Here is a 17,411-nt window from a genome sequence, read left to right as displayed (position 1 = left end):
AAATTATGTCTCAAATTGCGATAAATACCTCACAAAATGTAAATATTAACTTTACTATTGCCAGTGTAGGAGAAAGAATGCTTGCATTCATTATTGATCTTCTGATAAGGGTTGCTTATGTAGTGATTGTGCTTTATCTGTTTTTCAATATTCTGGATTTGGGATATATTTTGAATGGTCTGGACACATGGTCTGTAATGGCTGTTTATTTAATCCTTACATTTCCCACCTACATCTATCCCGTTGTTCTGGAAAGCCTCATGGAAGGGCAAACTCCCGGTAAAAAATTAATGAAAATACGTGTTGTAAAGATTGATGGTTACCAGGCAAGTTTCGGGGATTATATGATCCGATGGGTATTCAGACTTGTTGATGTTTCTTTTGCTGGAGCCGTAGGTTTAATTTCAATGATCGTTTCCAAAAACAATCAGCGTTTGGGAGATATCGCTTCCGGTACAGCAGTGATTTCTTTAAAGAACAACATTAATATTTCACATACTATTCTTGAAAACATTCATGAAGACTACATTCCCTCATTTCCACAAGTTATAGCTCTCAGTGATAATGACATGAGAATCATCAAGGATAATTATACAAAAGCAGTGAGAACGGATGACCGTCAGATTATCCATAAATTATCTGACAAGATCAAAAGCATTCTAAAGCTGGAAATAGATCCTACTAAAATGACTGAAAAGCAATTCATCAATGTCATTATTAAAGATTACAACTATTATACAGGAAAAGATAATTAGTAAACAACCAATTTTCCCCGGTGTAATTTTTGTATATTTAACATTAAAGTTTGAATCATGAAATTTGAAAACAATAAATCCGGAAACGGAGGTGTTCTTACGCTGAATAACGAGGTAAAAGAAGTTGGAAGATTAACCTATACTATTTTTCCCGAAGATCAGAAACTGATTATTTCTTTTGTGCTTGTTCACCCTGAATTTGAAGGCAGAGGGATGGGAAAATATTTAGTAGAAGAAGCTATTAAATTTGCCAGAGAAAACAAATGGAACGTCTATCCTCACTGTTCTTATGCAAGAGCTGTTATGACAAGAATGAATGATGTGGAAGATATTTTCTTAAAGAATTAAAACTTCATTCACCAGAATATTTTCAATATCATCAGGGTAGTCTACATCCAGATGATGATCAGACGCTACCCACTCCATAATTTCCTGTAAATTTAAAACCTTGGAATTGGAAATCCCCATCTTATCCAAAGCACAGGCATTACATTCCTGTTCATATTGATTATGAATAGGAATCACAAACAATTTTTTGCCTAAGAAAAGAGCTTCGGCAGGACTTTCAAAGCCCGCGTTGCATAAAACTCCTTCACACCCTTCAAAGTATTTCAGATATTGAGTTTCGTCGATAGGAAAAACTTCTACATTCTTTATCTTTACCTGAACCTTACTATATTTTGAAAACACTTTCCATTCTACGGGAATCTTTCTTAAAACCTTAATAATATTTTCATCCGCAAAACTTGGAAGATAAACAAGGTAATATCCTTTTTTATAAGGATTTAAACTCCTGATTTTTCTACGAATTACAGGTTTTTTAATCTGAGGGTGATAATTTTCAAAATGAAACCCTATTTTTCTTTCACTGGGAACGTAGTATTTTAATATTAATTCTCCCAGAAAGTCTTTCTTTTGAGGTTTGGGTGTTTCAGGAAAACTCATAGATGCCTGATGACTAAGTTCAATCATTGGCAGCTTCTTTAACTTGGACGCCCAGCCTGTTAAAGGCTCATAATCATTTATGATAAGATCATATTGCGAAAGTTCCAGATTTCTTATTGTCTTTGCTGCCTCAATAAAACTATTATCTGTAAACGTTTTGCGATAGGATAAACCGCCTGTTTTATTATAAAGCAAGGAAATACCTTTATATTGAAAGTTAATATCGAAATCAGCCTTTAATTGCGACTGATGTCCACTGATCAGTGTATCAACCGACGCATACTTTTTGAGTATCGGTATTATCTCTTGTGCTCTGGCGATGTGTCCGTTGCCAGTTCCCTGAAATGCATACAAGATCTTCATTAGGAAAAATTAGTTACAATTTTCAAAAGTGCAGAATTATCCATTTCCGGAATCTCCTCTGCTTCATCATCTTTTAGTAAGTGTTTATGATCATCATAGTAAAAGATCTTCCACTCTTTTTCATTGTATTCTAGTGCAGATAGATTTTCAATCCAATCTCCGGAATTAAGATAAGTACATGATCCTTTTTTATTAATAACCTCCCTAATCTGTGGCTGATGAATATGTCCACAAACTACATAATCGTATTGATTGTCTATAGCCAATTCTGAAGCGGTAAGCTCGAAATCTCCGATATATTTTACTGCCTTCTTAACATTATTTTTAATTTTTTTTGAAAATGAATATTTTTCTTTACCCATTTTCTCCAGAAACCAATTTACAACATTATTGATAATGATTAAAAGATCATAGCCTTTACCACCAAGTTTGGCAATCCATTTAGAATGCTGGACCGATGCATCGAAAACATCACCATGAAAAATCCATGTCTTTTTTTCATCAATGGTCAAACAGATTTTATTACAAACTTTAAGTTTTCCCAATTCGAAATCCGTAAACTTACGGAACATCTCATCATGGTTACCTGTAATATAATAAACGTCTGTATTTTTTGTAGCAAATGAAAGGATCTTTCTGATCACCTTCAAATGAGGTTTAGGGAAGTAAGACTTTTTGAATTGCCAGATATCAATAATATCGCCATTCAACACTAACGTTTTAGGCTGAATAGAATTGAGGTATCTCAGCAATTCCTTAGCCTTACATCCATAAGTTCCCAAATGAACATCCGATATGACAACTAACTCAACGTTTCTTTTCATCCGTATATTTTTCAGCTTTTAAATTTGCTGGACAGAAAGCCTGAATATTTTTCTAATAAAAAACTACAACCAGACATTTCCTACATTTTTACAAAGAAACTAATTGAAAGTTAACTGTATATGAATGCTATATTATTTTTTATAAAGAGTTCATTAGCTCTTCTGAGATTTCCATATTGTGGTAAACGTTCTGAACATCATCATCGTCCTCGAAACGTTCAAGCATTTTCATATTTGCTTTGAACTGTTCTTCCGTTACTTCTTTTGTATTATTCGGAATTCTTTGTAATTCCGCACTTTTTGCTTCAATTCCAAGTTCATCCAGCTTGTGAGATAAAGAACCGAAATCTTCGAATGCCGTAGTGATCATTACTTCTTCCTCATCTTTTTCTACATCTTCTGCTCCACCGTCAATCATTTCCATTTCGAAATCATCCCAATCCATTTTGATTTGAGCCAAATCAATTGTGAAAATACCTTTTCTGTCAAAGATAAATGCTAGTTCACCATTTTTACCAAGGTTTCCATCAAACTTGTTAAAGACAGCTCTCACGTTTGCTACGGTTCTTGTAGTATTGTTAGTTGTACATTCTACAAAGAAAGCAACCCCACCTTGTCCATATCCTTCATAAGTAACTTCTTCGTAGTTTTCAGCATCAGCACCACTTGCTTTTTTGATTGCTCTTTCTACATTATCTTTAGGCATGTTTGCCCCTTTCGCATTCTGGATACATCTTCTCAATGCAGGGTTAGACTCAGGATCTACTCCTCCAGCCTTCACTGCTAATGCGATATCTTTCCCTATTTTAGAGAATGTTTTAGCCATTTTATCCCATCTGGCCATTTTAGAAGCTTTTCTATATTCAAATGCTCTTCCCATTTTATTTTTAAAATTTTCAACAAAATTACTTAAAAGTCAACAAAAAAAAAATACCTCCAAAAAAATTGGAGGTATTAATTATTTAGAAAAATTAATTATTTTTTCTTTTTAGCTGGAGCTTTTTTCTTAGCTGGAGCTTTACCTTTCTTCACTACAGTCTTCTTCACTACTACGTCTAGATCAGATTTCTTAAGTGCATCCCAAGCAGCACCGTTGATAGCTTCAACAACTACTTTTCTGTCAACCATTCTTTCAGCATCAGTTGCTTTTGCAGGAACTTGAGCATCTCTAGAACCTACACCAGTAGATTTCAATTGGTTAGCATTAACACCTCTAGTTTCAAGAGCACCTACTACAGCAGCAGCTCTTTCTCTTGAAAGTTTCAAGTTGTAAGCAGCAGCACCTTTAGCATCTGTGTGACCTGTTACTAAGAATGTACCATCGTTAGATTCTTTAATAATTCTAGCAGCATCATCTAATTTAGTATTAGATTCTGGTCTGATTGTAGCTTTATTAAAGTTGAACAAGATACCTTTAAGAGCACCTGTAGCATCTTTAGCGATAACATCTTTTGGCTTAGGACATCCGTTGTATTCAGGAAGACCTGGAACAGTAGGACAAGCATCATCTTTATCTAAGATACCGTCACCGTCTGTATCTGGCCAAGGACAACCGTTGTTTTCAGCAGGACCTGCTACTGTAGGACAAGCATCATCTTTGTCGATAACACCATCACCATCTGTATCTGGCCAAGGACAACCGTTGTTTTCAACTGGACCAGCTACGTCTGGACATTGATCGTCTTTATCTGGAACTCCATCTCCGTCAGTATCTGGACATCCTTGGAATTCTGGTAATCCTGGAGTATCAGGACAAAGGTCATCTTTATCTAAGATACCATCCTTATCTCTATCTCTGTTTCCAAATCTGAATAAGATAGATGCAGAAGCTTGCCAGAAATTAGCAACAGTAGATTTATCACCTGGAGTTGACACATAATCTCCTTGGATACCAAGACCGAAGTTTTTAGTTACCCAGAAGTTAGCACCAGCACCTGTAGATACAGCAAAGTGATTTGCTTTTCCTGCCTCGTTACCGTCTTTACCGTTAGTAACTGCATAATCTAATACATTACCATTAGCATCTAGTCCGTTTGCAGGGAAAGATTGTCCTGTATAGTCATGTCTTAAATAGTTAGCACCAACTCTTAAATATGGATCAAACCAAGATTCTTCGTTCCATAAAAGACCTGCTGCTTTAGCCTGGAAACCAATACCTGTCATTAGGAAAAATTCTTTCCCCATGTTGAATCTTTTGTTTTCAACATTTCCAACAGAAGTCTGCCAGTCAATAACTAAACCTTTTCCAATGTTTCTAGCAACTGTTAACTTAGATAATGGAGGTGTAATAGAATAGTTGTTCACATTGAACACATTCTTAGTCAAATTGTTAGCAGAGAACGTATTACTGAACTTAGATCTTGCTGCTACGTGGTTTTCTGCATGAGCACCAACTCCGATTAACCACGGATTGTTGGTAGTCTGCGCGAAAACAGTAGAGGCAACAGTAAGCGCCAATGCTGAAATTCCTAATTTTAGATTTTTCATAGAATTAAATGATTAAATAATTGATAATGCAAAATAAATATAATTTTTCTTTATATACAAAGTTTTTCAAATGATTTTTAACTTTTCTTTAATATTCTGTCCAGGTTCCGTTTATTTTCTCTATCTTTTATAGCCTCTCTTTTATCGAAAAGCTTTTTCCCTCTACCCAGCGCTATCAGCACCTTTGCTTTACCTCGGTCAGTGATATATAATTTCAAAGGTATAATCGTGTTTCCTGCATCTTTTAACTTTTTTTCAAGTTTTTGCAATTCTTTTTTGTGCAAGAGCAATTTCCGTTCCCTTTTTGTCTTATGATTGTAAAAAGTTCCCAATTTATACTCGTCAATCATCATATTAATGATGTACAATTCCCCATCAATAAACTGACAGAAGGATTCTGTGATGGATGCCTTGGAAGAACGCAAAGATTTTATTTCTGTACCCGTCAAAACCATTCCTGCTTCGTATTCTTCGAGAATTTCATACTCAAAGCGAGCTCTTTTATTTAATATATTAACTGTTTTTTCAATCTTCATCATTTTAAAATTTCGTTAATGAAATATATAAAAAATACGACACATTTAAAAACTTGACTATTATAATATTACGAAATACCCAAATTCTTTTTGTATTTTTGCGCCAAATTTACAAAACTATATGTTAACAGTATCTAACTTATCTTTACAATTCGGGAAAAGAGTTCTTTTTGACGAGGTAAATATTATGTTTACCAAAGGAAACTGCTACGGGATTATCGGAGCAAACGGTGCGGGAAAGTCTACATTCCTTAAAATATTAACAGGAAAGCAGGATCCTACAACTGGACACGTATCTTTGGAACCAGGAAAAAGAATGTCAGTTTTGGAGCAGGATCACTTTGCATATGATCAGTTTACTGTTCTTGAAGCGGTATTAAGAGGTAACAAAAAATTATTTGAGATAAAGGAGGAAATGGATGCGTTATACGCAAAAGAAGATTTCTCCGACGAAGATGGAATTAAAGCAGGTGAACTAGGTGTAATCTATGATGAAATGGGTGGATGGACTGCAGAATCAGATGCACAAACCATGCTTTCTAACGTAGGAATCAGTGATGATATGCACTGGCAAATGATGAGTGAACTTGAGAACAAAGACAAAGTAAAGGTTCTTTTGGCTCAGGCACTTTTCGGTAACCCTGATGTATTGATCCTGGATGAGCCTACCAATGACCTTGACATTGATACAATCTCTTGGTTAGAAGATTTCCTTGCTGATTATGAGAACACAGTAATCGTTGTATCTCACGACCGTCACTTCCTTGATACGGTTTGTACGCACATCGGTGACTTAGATTATTCTAAACTTAACCTTTATACAGGTAACTACTCTTTCTGGTACCAAGCATCTCAGCTAGCTACAAGACAAAGAGCTCAAGCTAACAAGAAAGCTGAAGAAAAGAAGAAAGAACTTCAGGACTTCATTGCTAGATTCAGTTCTAACGTTGCTAAAGCTAAACAGGCTACCGCAAGAAAGAAAATGATCGACAAATTAAACATTGACGATATTAAACCTTCTTCAAGAAGATACCCTGCAATCATTTTTGAAATGGAAAGAGAAGCCGGAGATCAGATTCTTGATGTAAAAGGTCTTGAGAAGACTAAAGATGGAGAATTATTATTTTCTAATATTGACTTAAACCTTAAAAAAGGAGATAAAGTAGCAGTACTTTCGAAAAGCTCTTTAGCAATCACAGAATTTTTTGAAATTTTAGCTGGAAATGTTGAAGCAGACAAGGGAACTGTTGCTTGGGGAGTTACTACAAACCAATCTCACATGCCTTTGGATAACACGAATTTCTTCCAGGAAGATCTAAGCCTTGTTGATTGGTTAAGACAATTCACTAAGAATGATGAAGAGCGTCACGAGGAATTCGTAAGAGGATTCTTAGGAAGAATGTTATTCTCCGGTGATGAAGCTTTAAAGTCTTGTAAAGTACTTTCAGGGGGTGAAAAAATGAGATGTATGTTCAGTAGAATGATGCTTCAGAAAGCAAATGTTCTATTATTAGACGAACCTACAAACCACTTAGACCTTGAAAGTATCACGACATTGAACAACTCATTGTCTAACTTCAAAGGAAATCTTTTACTGGCATCTCATGACCACGAAATGTTGTCAACTGTCTGTAACAGAATCATCGAATTGACTCCAAACGGAATCATTGACAGAGAAATGACTTATGACGAATACCTTGCTGACAAAAAAGTGAAGGAATTAAGAGAAAAAATGTATTCTTAATCTGAATTACATGATCATATAAAAATACCTCAAAGCAATGCTTTGAGGTATTTTCGTTTAAACAATAAATAAAATAATTATTTTGTAAGTTTCGTTGTCGGAATAGCTACTGTTCCCGGATCTTTCCATAATCCGTCTTTTTCCGCTCTCTTCTTAATTGCCTGAGCTCTTTTTTCGCTATCAGGGTGAGAGTTAAACATTTTCTCAAAACCAGTTTGTGTACTTCCCTGTGATAGTAAAGCTAACTTCTTAAAAGCTGTATAAGCTCCTACTACATCATATTTATTAGCTTTCATAAAATCATATGAATAAGTATCTGCTTCAGATTCCTGCTTTTTGCTGTGAGAAGCATCTAAGAATGCATTAGCCATCTTTCCTACCTGGCTATCGTTAAGAGTAGCCACCGCGTTAGAAGCAGATGCTGCTGCGTCCAATGCTGCTGCCTTAAGATAAGCAGACTTCATAGCATCTTTGGTATCTTCATTTTTAACGTGTCCAATTTCGTGACCGATTACGGCTAGTAATTCATTATCTGTCATGATATCCATCAGAGAAGAAAATACACGTACACTTCCGTCTGCACAAGCAAAAGCATTGATATCTTTCACTTTATAAACTTTATAGTTCAGATTCAGTCCGTCTTGTGATTTGTGTTTTCCAAACAGTTTGTTCAATCTCACAGTATAAGGATCTTTCGGTCCTGCTACGGGATTGTTTTTATCCATCCAATCTACTGATTCTTTGGATAATTTAATTGCGTCTTCGTTAGTAAAAGTTAAAGCTTTTGCACCATTGGAAACTATTCCGGCAGCTTTACCGAGATTGATTTTCTGTGCACTGATTGAATTCATTGCGCCTAAAAATGCTAGGCATACGATAATTTTTTTCATAGTCATTTAAATTTGGAGCACGAAGATAACCATTTTTTAACAATTATTAAGTCAAAACTTCATTCTCGATCCATTCAAAATGCTATTTTTTTTCCTTATTTTTGTGAACATGAGTCAAAAATGGATTTACAAGCCCGAACCCGATGAGGAAGTTGTGGACGGACTAAGTTCGTCACTTGGTTTTGGTACTTTTGAATCTAAACTTCTCGTTCTAAGAGGAATTGACAATTATCAGAAGGCGAGAGAATTTTTCAAACCAAACCTTAACGATATACACAGCCCGTTTTTAATGGCAGACATGCAAAAAGCTGTAGAGCGTATTGCTAATGCAATTGAGAATGGCGAAAAAATATTGGTATATGGTGACTATGATGTGGATGGAACCACAGCAGTTGCTTTAATGTACCTATACCTCAGCAAAATTGTTGAGAAAAAATACTTAGATTATTATATCCCGGACAGAAACTCTGAGGGATATGGGATTTCAACTGAAGGAATTGATTTTGCCAAAGAAAATGGTTTTTCATTAATCATTGCTTTGGATTGTGGAATCAAGGCTTTGGATATGATTAACTATGCAAGCACTCTGGGAATAGATTTTATTATCTGTGATCACCACCTTCCCGGTGAAGAAATCCCTAATGCTGCTGCTGTACTTGATCCTAAAAGAAGCGACTGCAGATACCCATTTAAAGAACTTTCCGGCTGTGGTGTAGGCTTTAAGCTTTGCCAGGGTCTGAATACTATTTATAAGCTTCCGGAAGCTGAATTATTTGAGCTGACGGATCTTCTTGCTATTTCTATTGCTGCGGATATTGTTTCAATGACCGGAGAAAATAGAGTTTTGGCAAAAATGGGATTGAAAACTCTTAGAAAGACCAGAAATCTTGGATTAAGATTATTGATCCCTGAGGATAAGCTTTCTCATTTTGAAATTTCCAATATTGTTTTTGAAATTGCACCAAAAATAAATGCTGCAGGAAGAATCTCTCATGGTAAAGCTGCGGTAGAACTGATGGTTTCTGATAATCTGAAACATGCCAATCAAATCGTAGATGACATTATGAACCTCAACGATGAAAGGCGTGAACTGGATATGAACTCTACCCTTTCCGCCCTGAATCAAATTATAGAATCTCAACAGGAAACCAAACACACCACCATTGTTTATCATCCTGAATGGAATAAAGGAGTAATTGGGATTGTAGCATCCAGATTGATTGAAACCTATTATAAGCCTACTCTTGTTTTCACTGATGGAAATAATGGAGAAATGGTAGCTTCTGCTCGATCTGTTTCTGATTTTGACGTTCACGAAGCGCTTGATTTATGTTCTGAATACTTCCTGAAATTCGGAGGGCATCATGCGGCTGCCGGACTATCAATGGAAAAAGAAAAGTTTGCTGCTTTTAAAGAAAAGTTTGAAAGAATTGTTTCTGAAAAAATTAAGGAGCATCAAAAAGAACCTTCTATCACGATTGATTCTGAAATTAAAATTGATGAAATCAACAGAGAGTTTATCAATTTCCACAGGAAACTGGCTCCATTTGGTCCACATAATATGAAACCTATTTTTACATTGACCGATCAAAAACTTTCAGGATATGTAAAAACTATGGGAAAAGATAATAATCACCTTAAGTTTTATATCAAACAGGAATCTACCGGACGAAATATCGAATGTGTAGGTTTCAAGCTTGGGCAGTTTGTAGAAGATTTTAAAAATAAAAACTTCGACCTTGCTTTTACTCTGGAAGAAAATCACTGGAAAGGCAATGTTACTCATTATCTTAATATAAAGGATGTGAAATTTAGAGATTAATAGGTTGCAGGGATTAGAAAACCAAAATTTTAAATTTCCTGCAAAGCCTGAAATAATCTAACTGTTACCTATAAACTTTCGATAAGCTCTTAGCTGTTACTTTACAAAAATGAAAAAAATCGGTCTATTCTTCGGATCTTTTAATCCAATACATATCGGACATCTTATTTTAGCCAATTATATTCTTGAAAATTCGGATATGGATGAACTGTGGTTTGTGGTAAGTCCGCAAAACCCGTTTAAGGATAAGAAATCTCTATTGAAGGATCACAACAGACTTGATATGGTACAGCTTGCGGTAAAAAATTACCCGAATATGAGAGCTTCCAATGTTGAGTTTTCTCTCCCAAAACCAAGTTATACAATTGATACGCTCACTTACCTTCATGAAAAATATCCTGACTATTCATTCAGTCTGATTATGGGAGAAGATAATCTGGATAGCCTTCACAAATGGAAAAATTCCGAAACTCTGATCAAAAATCATCATATCATTGTTTACCCAAGGGTATTTGAAGGTGAGAAAAAAGATTCTGAGTATTTACAACATGAGAATATCTCTATGATCAAAGCTCCAGTAATAGAACTTTCTGCTACTGAAATCCGAAACATGATCAAGGATGGTAAAAACGTAAGACCTATGTTACCGCCTGAGGTTTTTGAATATTTGGATGGAAGTAACTTTTATAAGTAATTTTGCAAAACGAAAAACAGAGATTAGAAGCTAGAGAAAGACTCTTACTTTTACCTCTCAACTTATTTCTATAATAATGGACTTCATCAATAAATTCTTTTCAAAATACTCTCAGGAAAAACTCATCAAATGGTTTAAACAGATTTGTCTTGCGGAAGCTATTTCATGTGTTTTATTGTATTGTGTTGCTATGATCTGGATTCGATATGATGAAAACCTGTATTCAATTATTTTCATTAGCGTCATTGGTAGCTTACACGGTTTATTTTTCACACTTTACCTTTTACTTTGTATTCCTGCAAGAAAAATTTACAACTGGGATGATGAAGATTTCGTGTTCGCCTTATTAGCTGCATTTTTCCCCTTTGCTACAGTATGGGTTGATAAAAAGCTGGCTAAATTCGATAGAGAATAAATTATTTTTTCATAATATAATCGCAAAAACTGAATGTCAAAAAATTCAATACTGAATGTCAAAAAATTAATAAATCTCATTAAAAGCGTACAGGCAATTATTATTGATTAAAAAAAAGAAATAGCACATAAGAATGAACAGACGAAAACCAAAGCGTTCAAATCAATCTAACAAAAAAAGGAATTGAAATATCTCTATGTGGATGTGATTCAGGAACATCTTCTCAATGCTTTATAATAGACCATGTTAAGTATGTTCATCAACTTCAATATTTATTATTATCATTAGATAAATTAAACTCCATTTAAATAGTCTTTAAATGGAGTTTATATTTTTTTCCTTTACATTTAGTTTTACAATACTTTATGATTAGATTTTCCGATTATAAATACAATTACTGTTTTCCGTAAAAAAACCAAAAATAATTTTAATATCTATGCAACAGTTATTATTTGAGTTCAAATAATAACTGTTCTTAAATATTTAGAATGAGTGTTAAAGCAGATAACCCCATAATTCTGGGGTTATCTTATTTTAATAAATTGTGTAACTTTACAAAAATGAATATCATGACTAGTTTACTAAATAAACTAAAAAAATACTTTAAAACAGGTGGAATTGACTTACATTTAAAAGAATTAAGAGATCGTGTATCTAGCTTTAATGGAATTACACAGGATGTTTTAATTTTAGAACAAGCTATAGAAAATATTGAAGATAATGTTTTAAAAGATTCACTTAAGAGAAATCTTTTAGATCATCTTCAATATTTAACACAGAAAGATGACATTGATAGAGCTTGGTAGGTATTTTTATGCTGCACCAGCATTGATGAATACTTCCTCCATATCTATCTTTGACCTATCAAATATTTGTTGATTACCCTTTTCGTTGGGATGTATAAAGATTCCGCTTTCGTTGCTAAAACATGAGTTATCCTTCGTTGTAGCATCAAAGCCTATAGAAGTAGCTATATCATATCTAATACTCATTAGTTTTCTTGAGTTAACAACATTTGCGATCATTGCATTTTTAGCAGCTGTGGATGAATCATATAGAGGTATATGATTCAAAATCACTGTACAGCCGTAGCCTTCACAGAAATCAATCATCGCATTTAATTTTGCTTCAGTATTGCCACCATTAGTACCAATCGTAATACACACATAACGTGGACGAAAACATGGTATTTCTATAGCCAGTCTATTCATAAGACCATCTATATTACCTACCGCTCTACCACTTATTAAATATTCCTTTCCTAAGAATGTTCCACATAAATCAGCAAAGCGCTTATTCAGAGGATTATTGTTTGAACCACGCATAATACTATCCCCAAAAAACATTATATATGGTCTTTCTTTTGCCATAGAATAAATCTTCATTTTCGATATTGACCCACCTCCAGACATAAAACCAACTTTGTATTGGTCAAATTCATCTGTTGTAGGTTTGAAAGTGTACAATGCTTCTTGTGTCGTTCGTTTATTTCTAATTCTGATTGTAGTTTCTGAAATTTTATAACTCATACTGATAGAATATGAATCATTAATATTTACATCTATCAGCGTTGAGAAATCAAATGTGTTATTAATTTTTTTAGTAGAGAAATCAACTGAATATGTTGCAGAACCTACTTGGTTTTCTGTAGGTTTTGTTCCAAAATACATTTTCGTATTTATATCGCTCAACTTTACATCAAACTCAAAACACCTCTTATTTAGGTAAATATTATTAGCAACGACAATTCCCAATCCATCACCTATTGAAGTAATGTTGATTATTCCTGAATCAATAGTAAAAACTGAATTTATTGATTCTTTAACAATTTTACTAAGCAATTCAGTTTTATCCAACATTATATTAGACCACTGAAAAGATTTGGTTTCTCTGCTTTCAAGTAAATCAAGTCTTTGCGCAACAGTAAGTGTTTTTGGTAATATCGCAGAATGATATGTAAAGTATTCGACACATAGAGCTATTGTAGGATTTTCCGACCACTCTCCGGTAGCAACTAACATTTGTTTTACAGGAGTTCCTCCATTGAATGCATAATACATTATTCCACTACTAAACATCACATAATATAGATCTGAATCAATTGGTTCAGTGAAGACATATTCAAAAATTTGTGATGTCACATTAACTTGAATAGTCCGATCAAGAGACATATCAGATTTCTTATGTATAAAAATATTCACATTTCCTATAGCCGTTGCTTTTGCTCGTATTTTCACTATATATCGATCTTTCAAAAGTGCTGGTGATTGCCAATATCTTAATGTAGCTGGCAGGGTGTTATTTCCTTGTTCAAGGGTAAATCCGGCATTAGGCAGAGTCATTTTGTTAGGATTAGCGAAATCTGGATAATTACCAACTGCCGCAGATGTTTTATCATATTTTTCTGAATTTACATCAATTTTGGTTTCTGATTTTGTCCATACAGTTCCTTTTTTATAAAACATCGTGGAATATCCTTGTTTTGATCGTAAATTTCCAGCATTTGGATATTTTGTTCCCCAGTCTAAAGTACTGGTAGGATCTGTTGGTTTGTCCAGTTCTGAAGACACTGCTGGTTTATAACTTCCATCTTCTGTTGGAGCCATACCTGTTGGATTTAAGATTCCTTTGAATTCTGATTCTACTGCCTGATGGATATCAGTTAAAGCATCATTAAATGCATCTAACAAAGAATCTTTCGCAGCATTATCAAGTTTACTATTAAGCGATAGCTGTAGATCTTTTACAGCGGCTATATCTATTTGATCATCTTTGTGCCAGAAGGAATCAAATAAATTGTAAAATGCTTCTTGTGAGGGTTTCATCCCTTTGGCAAACAACTGCCTAAGATTAATTTTTGAAATTTTTGGCATAGTTATCCTACGTATTTAATGTAAATTACAATTCTGAATGGAGACATATTGTTATGCTCCTGATCATTTCCTAGTGTATTCGTTTTTCCCGCATATGCTTCTCCAGCTGCGGAAGTTATTTCGTAATTCCAGTCTTCATTAGCAACTGGACTATCACCCTGACAAGCAGCCGTATATTCGGGATTATCAATAATCTTTCCAGTATTAATTCCTGAACCACCAAATATTTTAAAGAAATGTTTTGGAATCTCTGATATTGTAAGCTTATGTTTTTTTTCACCCCCAGATTTTGCGACTTCATTAAAATCTGAATCATTTAAATCAAGACCTACAGGCATTCTCCCTGCAAAATCCTTATCCTCTTCCCAGCCTGGCGGAATTTCGTTAGCAGGTCTGTTCCATAGTACACGAGCCCCACCATTGATTATTGGCGCAGATGCTTTTTCTAAGCGAGAAATCCTTTCCTCCAATAGATTTAAGGCAGTCACACGCTTGAAGTCCTCCCAAATAAATGCATCAGGTGAAAATCCAAAAGTGACATATCTATAAGTCTCAAAGTCTTTTTCTCCATTTTCAAACATTAACTTTTTAACTTCCGTTTTGATGATGACACTGGATTGCTTCAAAGCGCTCTTAAACTCCAATAATTCGCCATTTATAACTACATAGCCATCAGAGATGGTGGTTCCCTGATCCTCACAACCTGATATAATAGCTTTATTTCCTGCCATTCCCGCTAAACCAGTAAATATACTGTAAGCTTGCTGAAGCTCATTAAATCGCTCTGTAGTAAGCCTCATTCCTCCAGCTTGATTATAATTAAATGTTTTCATCTACAACTATTTTGTATCTTTTGGATGCTAGTTTGAAAAAGTCAATCATTGACTTTATTTCAATTTGATAATTTCTTAATTCCCCAGGGATTAAAACCGTAAAGTCTACTTCAAAGCCTTCCGTTTCTTCTTCTGTATATACAATCATCTCTCCTAAGAATTTTGGTTTTTTTTCAGCCTCAGTATAAATGTATTTAGGCTGTTTAAGTACAGTATCAACTATTTTAATCCGTCTTTGATAATCAAAGGTATCATTGAGAATCTTCCGGAGAAAACACGTTTGCGAATTGTTCCTAATTTTTGTAATATTTTGATTTCTGTTTACAAGGAATAGATTATTGACATCTATTATTTCTTCTGAAATAAGAGATAGAAAGGAGCTTATTTTTGGCAACCTCAAAATTGATGGCCATGTTTGCAGGATATGTTCCTGTGCATTAAAATTAAACCACATATTCGATTTTTGAATTTTCCCAATCAATTGCGAAATATCCACTGATTGGTATTGTTGAAATTTCTACATTTTCAAACTTTCCATAATTTCCAGCATTAGGGTCTATCCAAGCCGTTTTAACATTAATTAAATGCGGATTAATAACTCCTTCAATAATCTGAAGTTTGTCAACCAGTTTATTCAATATCAGTTCACCATTAAATGGTAATTCCTTCATAAACTCCAATAATGCTTCTTTTACAGGTTCATTCCCCATAACAATGGAAACACCGTTTGAGTCAATTACGTTAGGATCTCTTTTTACCTTCAAAAAAATCTGAAGTTTATCAGGTAAATAATTGATGACGGTTGTTTTTACACCAGCATCACGAACTTCTGAAATATAATACTCAAATGCTCTTTTTTGCTCTTCACTAATCGGTTGGAGCAAGGCCCCGGATTCAGTAGCAATTTTTATTATAAGCCTGCTTTGATCTTTCAACTCTTCTATAGCACAATACTTTATAATTTTTGATTTTTCAATTTGATCATCTGTATAACCAATATTGTTAAATTTATCTGAATCAGTTAACAAAGAAAAACCGTGCTGAAAAGCCAGTGAAATTTTCCGATACCATCTTGGGGTATGTGCCTTATCTTCTTCAATCATTTTTGCAGTTTCTTTTTTATGAGTTTCAAAAATTTGTTCATGAGTCCAGACAAGGAATGCACAAACCCAAAGGATATTACGCCAAATGGAAACTTTAGACTTGGAATCTAAGATAGTAAGCCCAGAGATTTCGGGATATGTTTCTTTACGACTTATAAGGCTATTATATATTTCTTCAATACTTCTCATTGTACTTCAAATGTTTCTTCTATTTCCCAGTAATTTATTCCCTCTAATGGTTTTATTTGAACCTCGTTACTAGATCTTGTGGCAATAGGTGGATGTTGTCTGATTTTAAAATAATCTACCATAGTCTTTTCAATGACTATATCATCAGGAATTTTAATAACTGTCCCGGAACTTAACTGTTCTGAAGGGGCAAGATTATTAAACTTTGCTATATAAACAGAATTACCAATGTTACCAGTGTATTGTATAGCTATGTCTAACAATGATTGATTATTGCGGATTGTTACTTCCATTATGATATTTTCCCGTTGAGTTGTTTATATTTCTGAAGTTCTTCCGTAAGACGATCTACTTTTTTTTCTAGTTCGTGAATTGTTTGAGTTGCCTCTGTGAACTTTATGATAACCTCTTGTTTCTCAATTTCTGATTTTTGCAGATTTTCAATGGCTTTTTCCAACCTCACTCCCAAATCATCAACAATACGTTTATAATATTCGAGAGCCTTTTCTGCATTATCAATTTGGGAAGTTTCAGCTTCTGCATTGGCTTTTTTACGACCAAAGAACCAACCGCCAAAACCAGTTGCCAAAGCAGTAAGTAAAACTCCTAAACTATCAGTAATTATATTTTTCATATCATCCATTATTATATACTGCATCTACTTTTATTTCCATTTCAGGGCTAATGGATAGACTTTTAATAAACATTCCATCCTTTATAAACTCCTGCCTAATTTCACGGGCAAGATCATCCTTTTTACTACTTTCTAAAAAACGTCTAGTTCCTACACCTACTGTTGGATCCATTTTAAATTGACCCTTATCTGCAAGTATTAACAAATTTTGATTTTGAAAGGTACTTTCACCAATCACAAAATCCCCATCCTCTATCTTGATATCAAAATTTTCATCTAAAATTAAATCGAACGGCATATTACA

At 34.2% G+C, this 17,411-nt stretch carries 20 protein-coding genes; 7 read left to right on the top strand and 13 right to left on the bottom strand.

What is annotated here, in order from left to right:
- The first annotated feature begins 5 nt into the window (after positions 1–5).
- Positions 6–755, top strand: a complete 750-nt coding sequence (locus BW983_RS23295) for an RDD family protein (protein WP_076554206.1) — start codon at positions 6–8, stop codon at positions 753–755.
- 57 nt (positions 756–812) lie between these two features.
- Positions 813–1,103 carry a GNAT family N-acetyltransferase gene (locus tag BW983_RS23290; RefSeq protein WP_076554204.1) on the top strand — a complete coding sequence of 97 codons (291 nt, stop codon included), beginning with the start codon at positions 813–815 and terminating at the stop codon, positions 1,101–1,103.
- Here the strand turns inward: BW983_RS23290 and BW983_RS23285 are convergent.
- The 5 genes from BW983_RS23285 to smpB form a co-directional block, all read right to left on the bottom strand.
- The gene (locus tag BW983_RS23285) at positions 1,092–2,063 is read right to left on the bottom strand and encodes a glycosyltransferase family protein (protein WP_076554202.1); all 972 of its coding nucleotides are present in this window, start codon (positions 2,061–2,063) and stop codon (positions 1,092–1,094) included. The two genes, BW983_RS23290 and BW983_RS23285, sit on opposite strands and share 12 nt — an antisense overlap.
- Positions 2,063–2,887: a UDP-2,3-diacylglucosamine diphosphatase gene (locus tag BW983_RS23280; protein WP_076554200.1), complete on the bottom strand. Its 825-nt coding sequence runs from the start codon at positions 2,885–2,887 to the stop codon at positions 2,063–2,065. Before BW983_RS23280 ends, BW983_RS23285 begins: the two co-directional genes overlap by 1 nt.
- 139 nt (positions 2,888–3,026) lie before the next feature.
- Positions 3,027–3,767: a YebC/PmpR family DNA-binding transcriptional regulator gene (locus BW983_RS23275; RefSeq protein ID WP_076554198.1), complete on the bottom strand. Its 741-nt coding sequence runs from the start codon at positions 3,765–3,767 to the stop codon at positions 3,027–3,029.
- 95 nt (positions 3,768–3,862) lie between these two features.
- Positions 3,863–5,374, bottom strand: coding sequence for an OmpA family protein (locus BW983_RS23270; protein WP_076554196.1), 1,512 nt, complete (start codon positions 5,372–5,374; stop codon positions 3,863–3,865).
- A 77-nt stretch (positions 5,375–5,451) separates the two neighbouring features.
- Positions 5,452–5,910, bottom strand: a complete 459-nt coding sequence (smpB, locus tag BW983_RS23265; protein WP_047427948.1) for an SsrA-binding protein SmpB — start codon at positions 5,908–5,910, stop codon at positions 5,452–5,454.
- A gap of 121 nt (positions 5,911–6,031) precedes the next feature.
- On the opposite strand from smpB, the gene BW983_RS23260 reads away from it, so the two are divergent.
- Positions 6,032–7,654, top strand: coding sequence for an ABC-F family ATP-binding cassette domain-containing protein (locus tag BW983_RS23260; RefSeq protein ID WP_076554194.1), 1,623 nt, complete (start codon positions 6,032–6,034; stop codon positions 7,652–7,654).
- 77 nt (positions 7,655–7,731) lie between these two features.
- Here BW983_RS23260 and BW983_RS23255 read toward each other — a convergent pair whose 3' ends face one another.
- A complete protein-coding gene (locus BW983_RS23255; RefSeq protein WP_076554246.1) occupies positions 7,732–8,544 on the bottom strand; it encodes a M48 family metalloprotease in 813 nt (270 codons plus the stop codon).
- Between the two features lie 109 nt (positions 8,545–8,653).
- Here BW983_RS23255 and recJ point away from each other — a divergent pair, with 109 nt between their 5' ends.
- The 4 genes from recJ to BW983_RS23235 all read left to right on the top strand — a co-directional run bounded on the left by recJ (position 8,654) and on the right by BW983_RS23235 (position 12,281).
- Entirely contained in the window at positions 8,654–10,366 is a 1,713-nt protein-coding gene (gene recJ / locus BW983_RS23250) for a single-stranded-DNA-specific exonuclease RecJ (RefSeq protein WP_076554192.1), read from the top strand.
- Between the two features lie 109 nt (positions 10,367–10,475).
- Positions 10,476–11,060, top strand: coding sequence for a nicotinate (nicotinamide) nucleotide adenylyltransferase (gene nadD, locus BW983_RS23245; protein ID WP_076554190.1), 585 nt, complete (start codon positions 10,476–10,478; stop codon positions 11,058–11,060).
- A gap of 76 nt (positions 11,061–11,136) precedes the next feature.
- Complete coding sequence (locus BW983_RS23240; RefSeq protein WP_076554188.1) at positions 11,137–11,475, top strand: DUF3817 domain-containing protein; 339 nt, start codon at positions 11,137–11,139, stop codon at positions 11,473–11,475.
- 488 nt (positions 11,476–11,963) lie between these two features.
- The gene (locus BW983_RS23235; protein WP_076554186.1) at positions 11,964–12,281 is read left to right on the top strand and encodes a hypothetical protein; all 318 of its coding nucleotides are present in this window, start codon (positions 11,964–11,966) and stop codon (positions 12,279–12,281) included.
- Between the two features lie 6 nt (positions 12,282–12,287).
- Here BW983_RS23235 and BW983_RS23230 read toward each other — a convergent pair whose 3' ends face one another.
- Genes BW983_RS23230 through BW983_RS23200 form a run of 7 tightly spaced genes read right to left on the bottom strand, consistent with a single transcriptional unit; the run spans position 12,288 to position 17,405 of the window.
- On the bottom strand, positions 12,288–14,348 hold the full coding sequence (locus BW983_RS23230) for an SGNH/GDSL hydrolase family protein (RefSeq protein WP_076554185.1): 2,061 nt from the start codon (positions 14,346–14,348) through the stop codon (positions 12,288–12,290).
- Between the two features lie 2 nt (positions 14,349–14,350).
- Positions 14,351–15,181 carry a hypothetical protein gene (locus BW983_RS23225; protein WP_076554183.1) on the bottom strand — a complete coding sequence of 277 codons (831 nt, stop codon included), beginning with the start codon at positions 15,179–15,181 and terminating at the stop codon, positions 14,351–14,353.
- Positions 15,168–15,635, bottom strand: a complete 468-nt coding sequence (locus BW983_RS23220; RefSeq protein ID WP_084184663.1) for a hypothetical protein — start codon at positions 15,633–15,635, stop codon at positions 15,168–15,170. Before BW983_RS23220 ends, BW983_RS23225 begins: the two co-directional genes overlap by 14 nt.
- On the bottom strand, positions 15,625–16,473 hold the full coding sequence (locus BW983_RS23215; protein WP_076554182.1) for a hypothetical protein: 849 nt from the start codon (positions 16,471–16,473) through the stop codon (positions 15,625–15,627). Before BW983_RS23215 ends, BW983_RS23220 begins: the two co-directional genes overlap by 11 nt.
- On the bottom strand, positions 16,470–16,766 hold the full coding sequence (locus BW983_RS23210) for a hypothetical protein (RefSeq protein ID WP_076554180.1): 297 nt from the start codon (positions 16,764–16,766) through the stop codon (positions 16,470–16,472). The genes BW983_RS23215 and BW983_RS23210 overlap by 4 nt, the downstream gene beginning before the upstream one ends.
- Positions 16,766–17,131, bottom strand: a complete 366-nt coding sequence (locus tag BW983_RS23205; protein WP_076554177.1) for a hypothetical protein — start codon at positions 17,129–17,131, stop codon at positions 16,766–16,768. The genes BW983_RS23210 and BW983_RS23205 overlap by 1 nt, the downstream gene beginning before the upstream one ends.
- Entirely contained in the window at positions 17,109–17,405 is a 297-nt protein-coding gene (locus BW983_RS23200) for a hypothetical protein (RefSeq protein WP_076554175.1), read from the bottom strand. The genes BW983_RS23205 and BW983_RS23200 overlap by 23 nt, the downstream gene beginning before the upstream one ends.
- Between the last annotated feature and the right edge of the window lie 6 nt (positions 17,406–17,411).

The organism is Chryseobacterium ureilyticum, from assembly GCF_900156735.1.
GTDB classification, from domain to species: Bacteria; Bacteroidota; Bacteroidia; order Flavobacteriales; family Weeksellaceae; genus Chryseobacterium; species Chryseobacterium ureilyticum.
The sequence above is the reverse complement of the archived record's forward strand: the minus strand, read 5'-3'. Positions and strand labels throughout refer to the sequence as shown.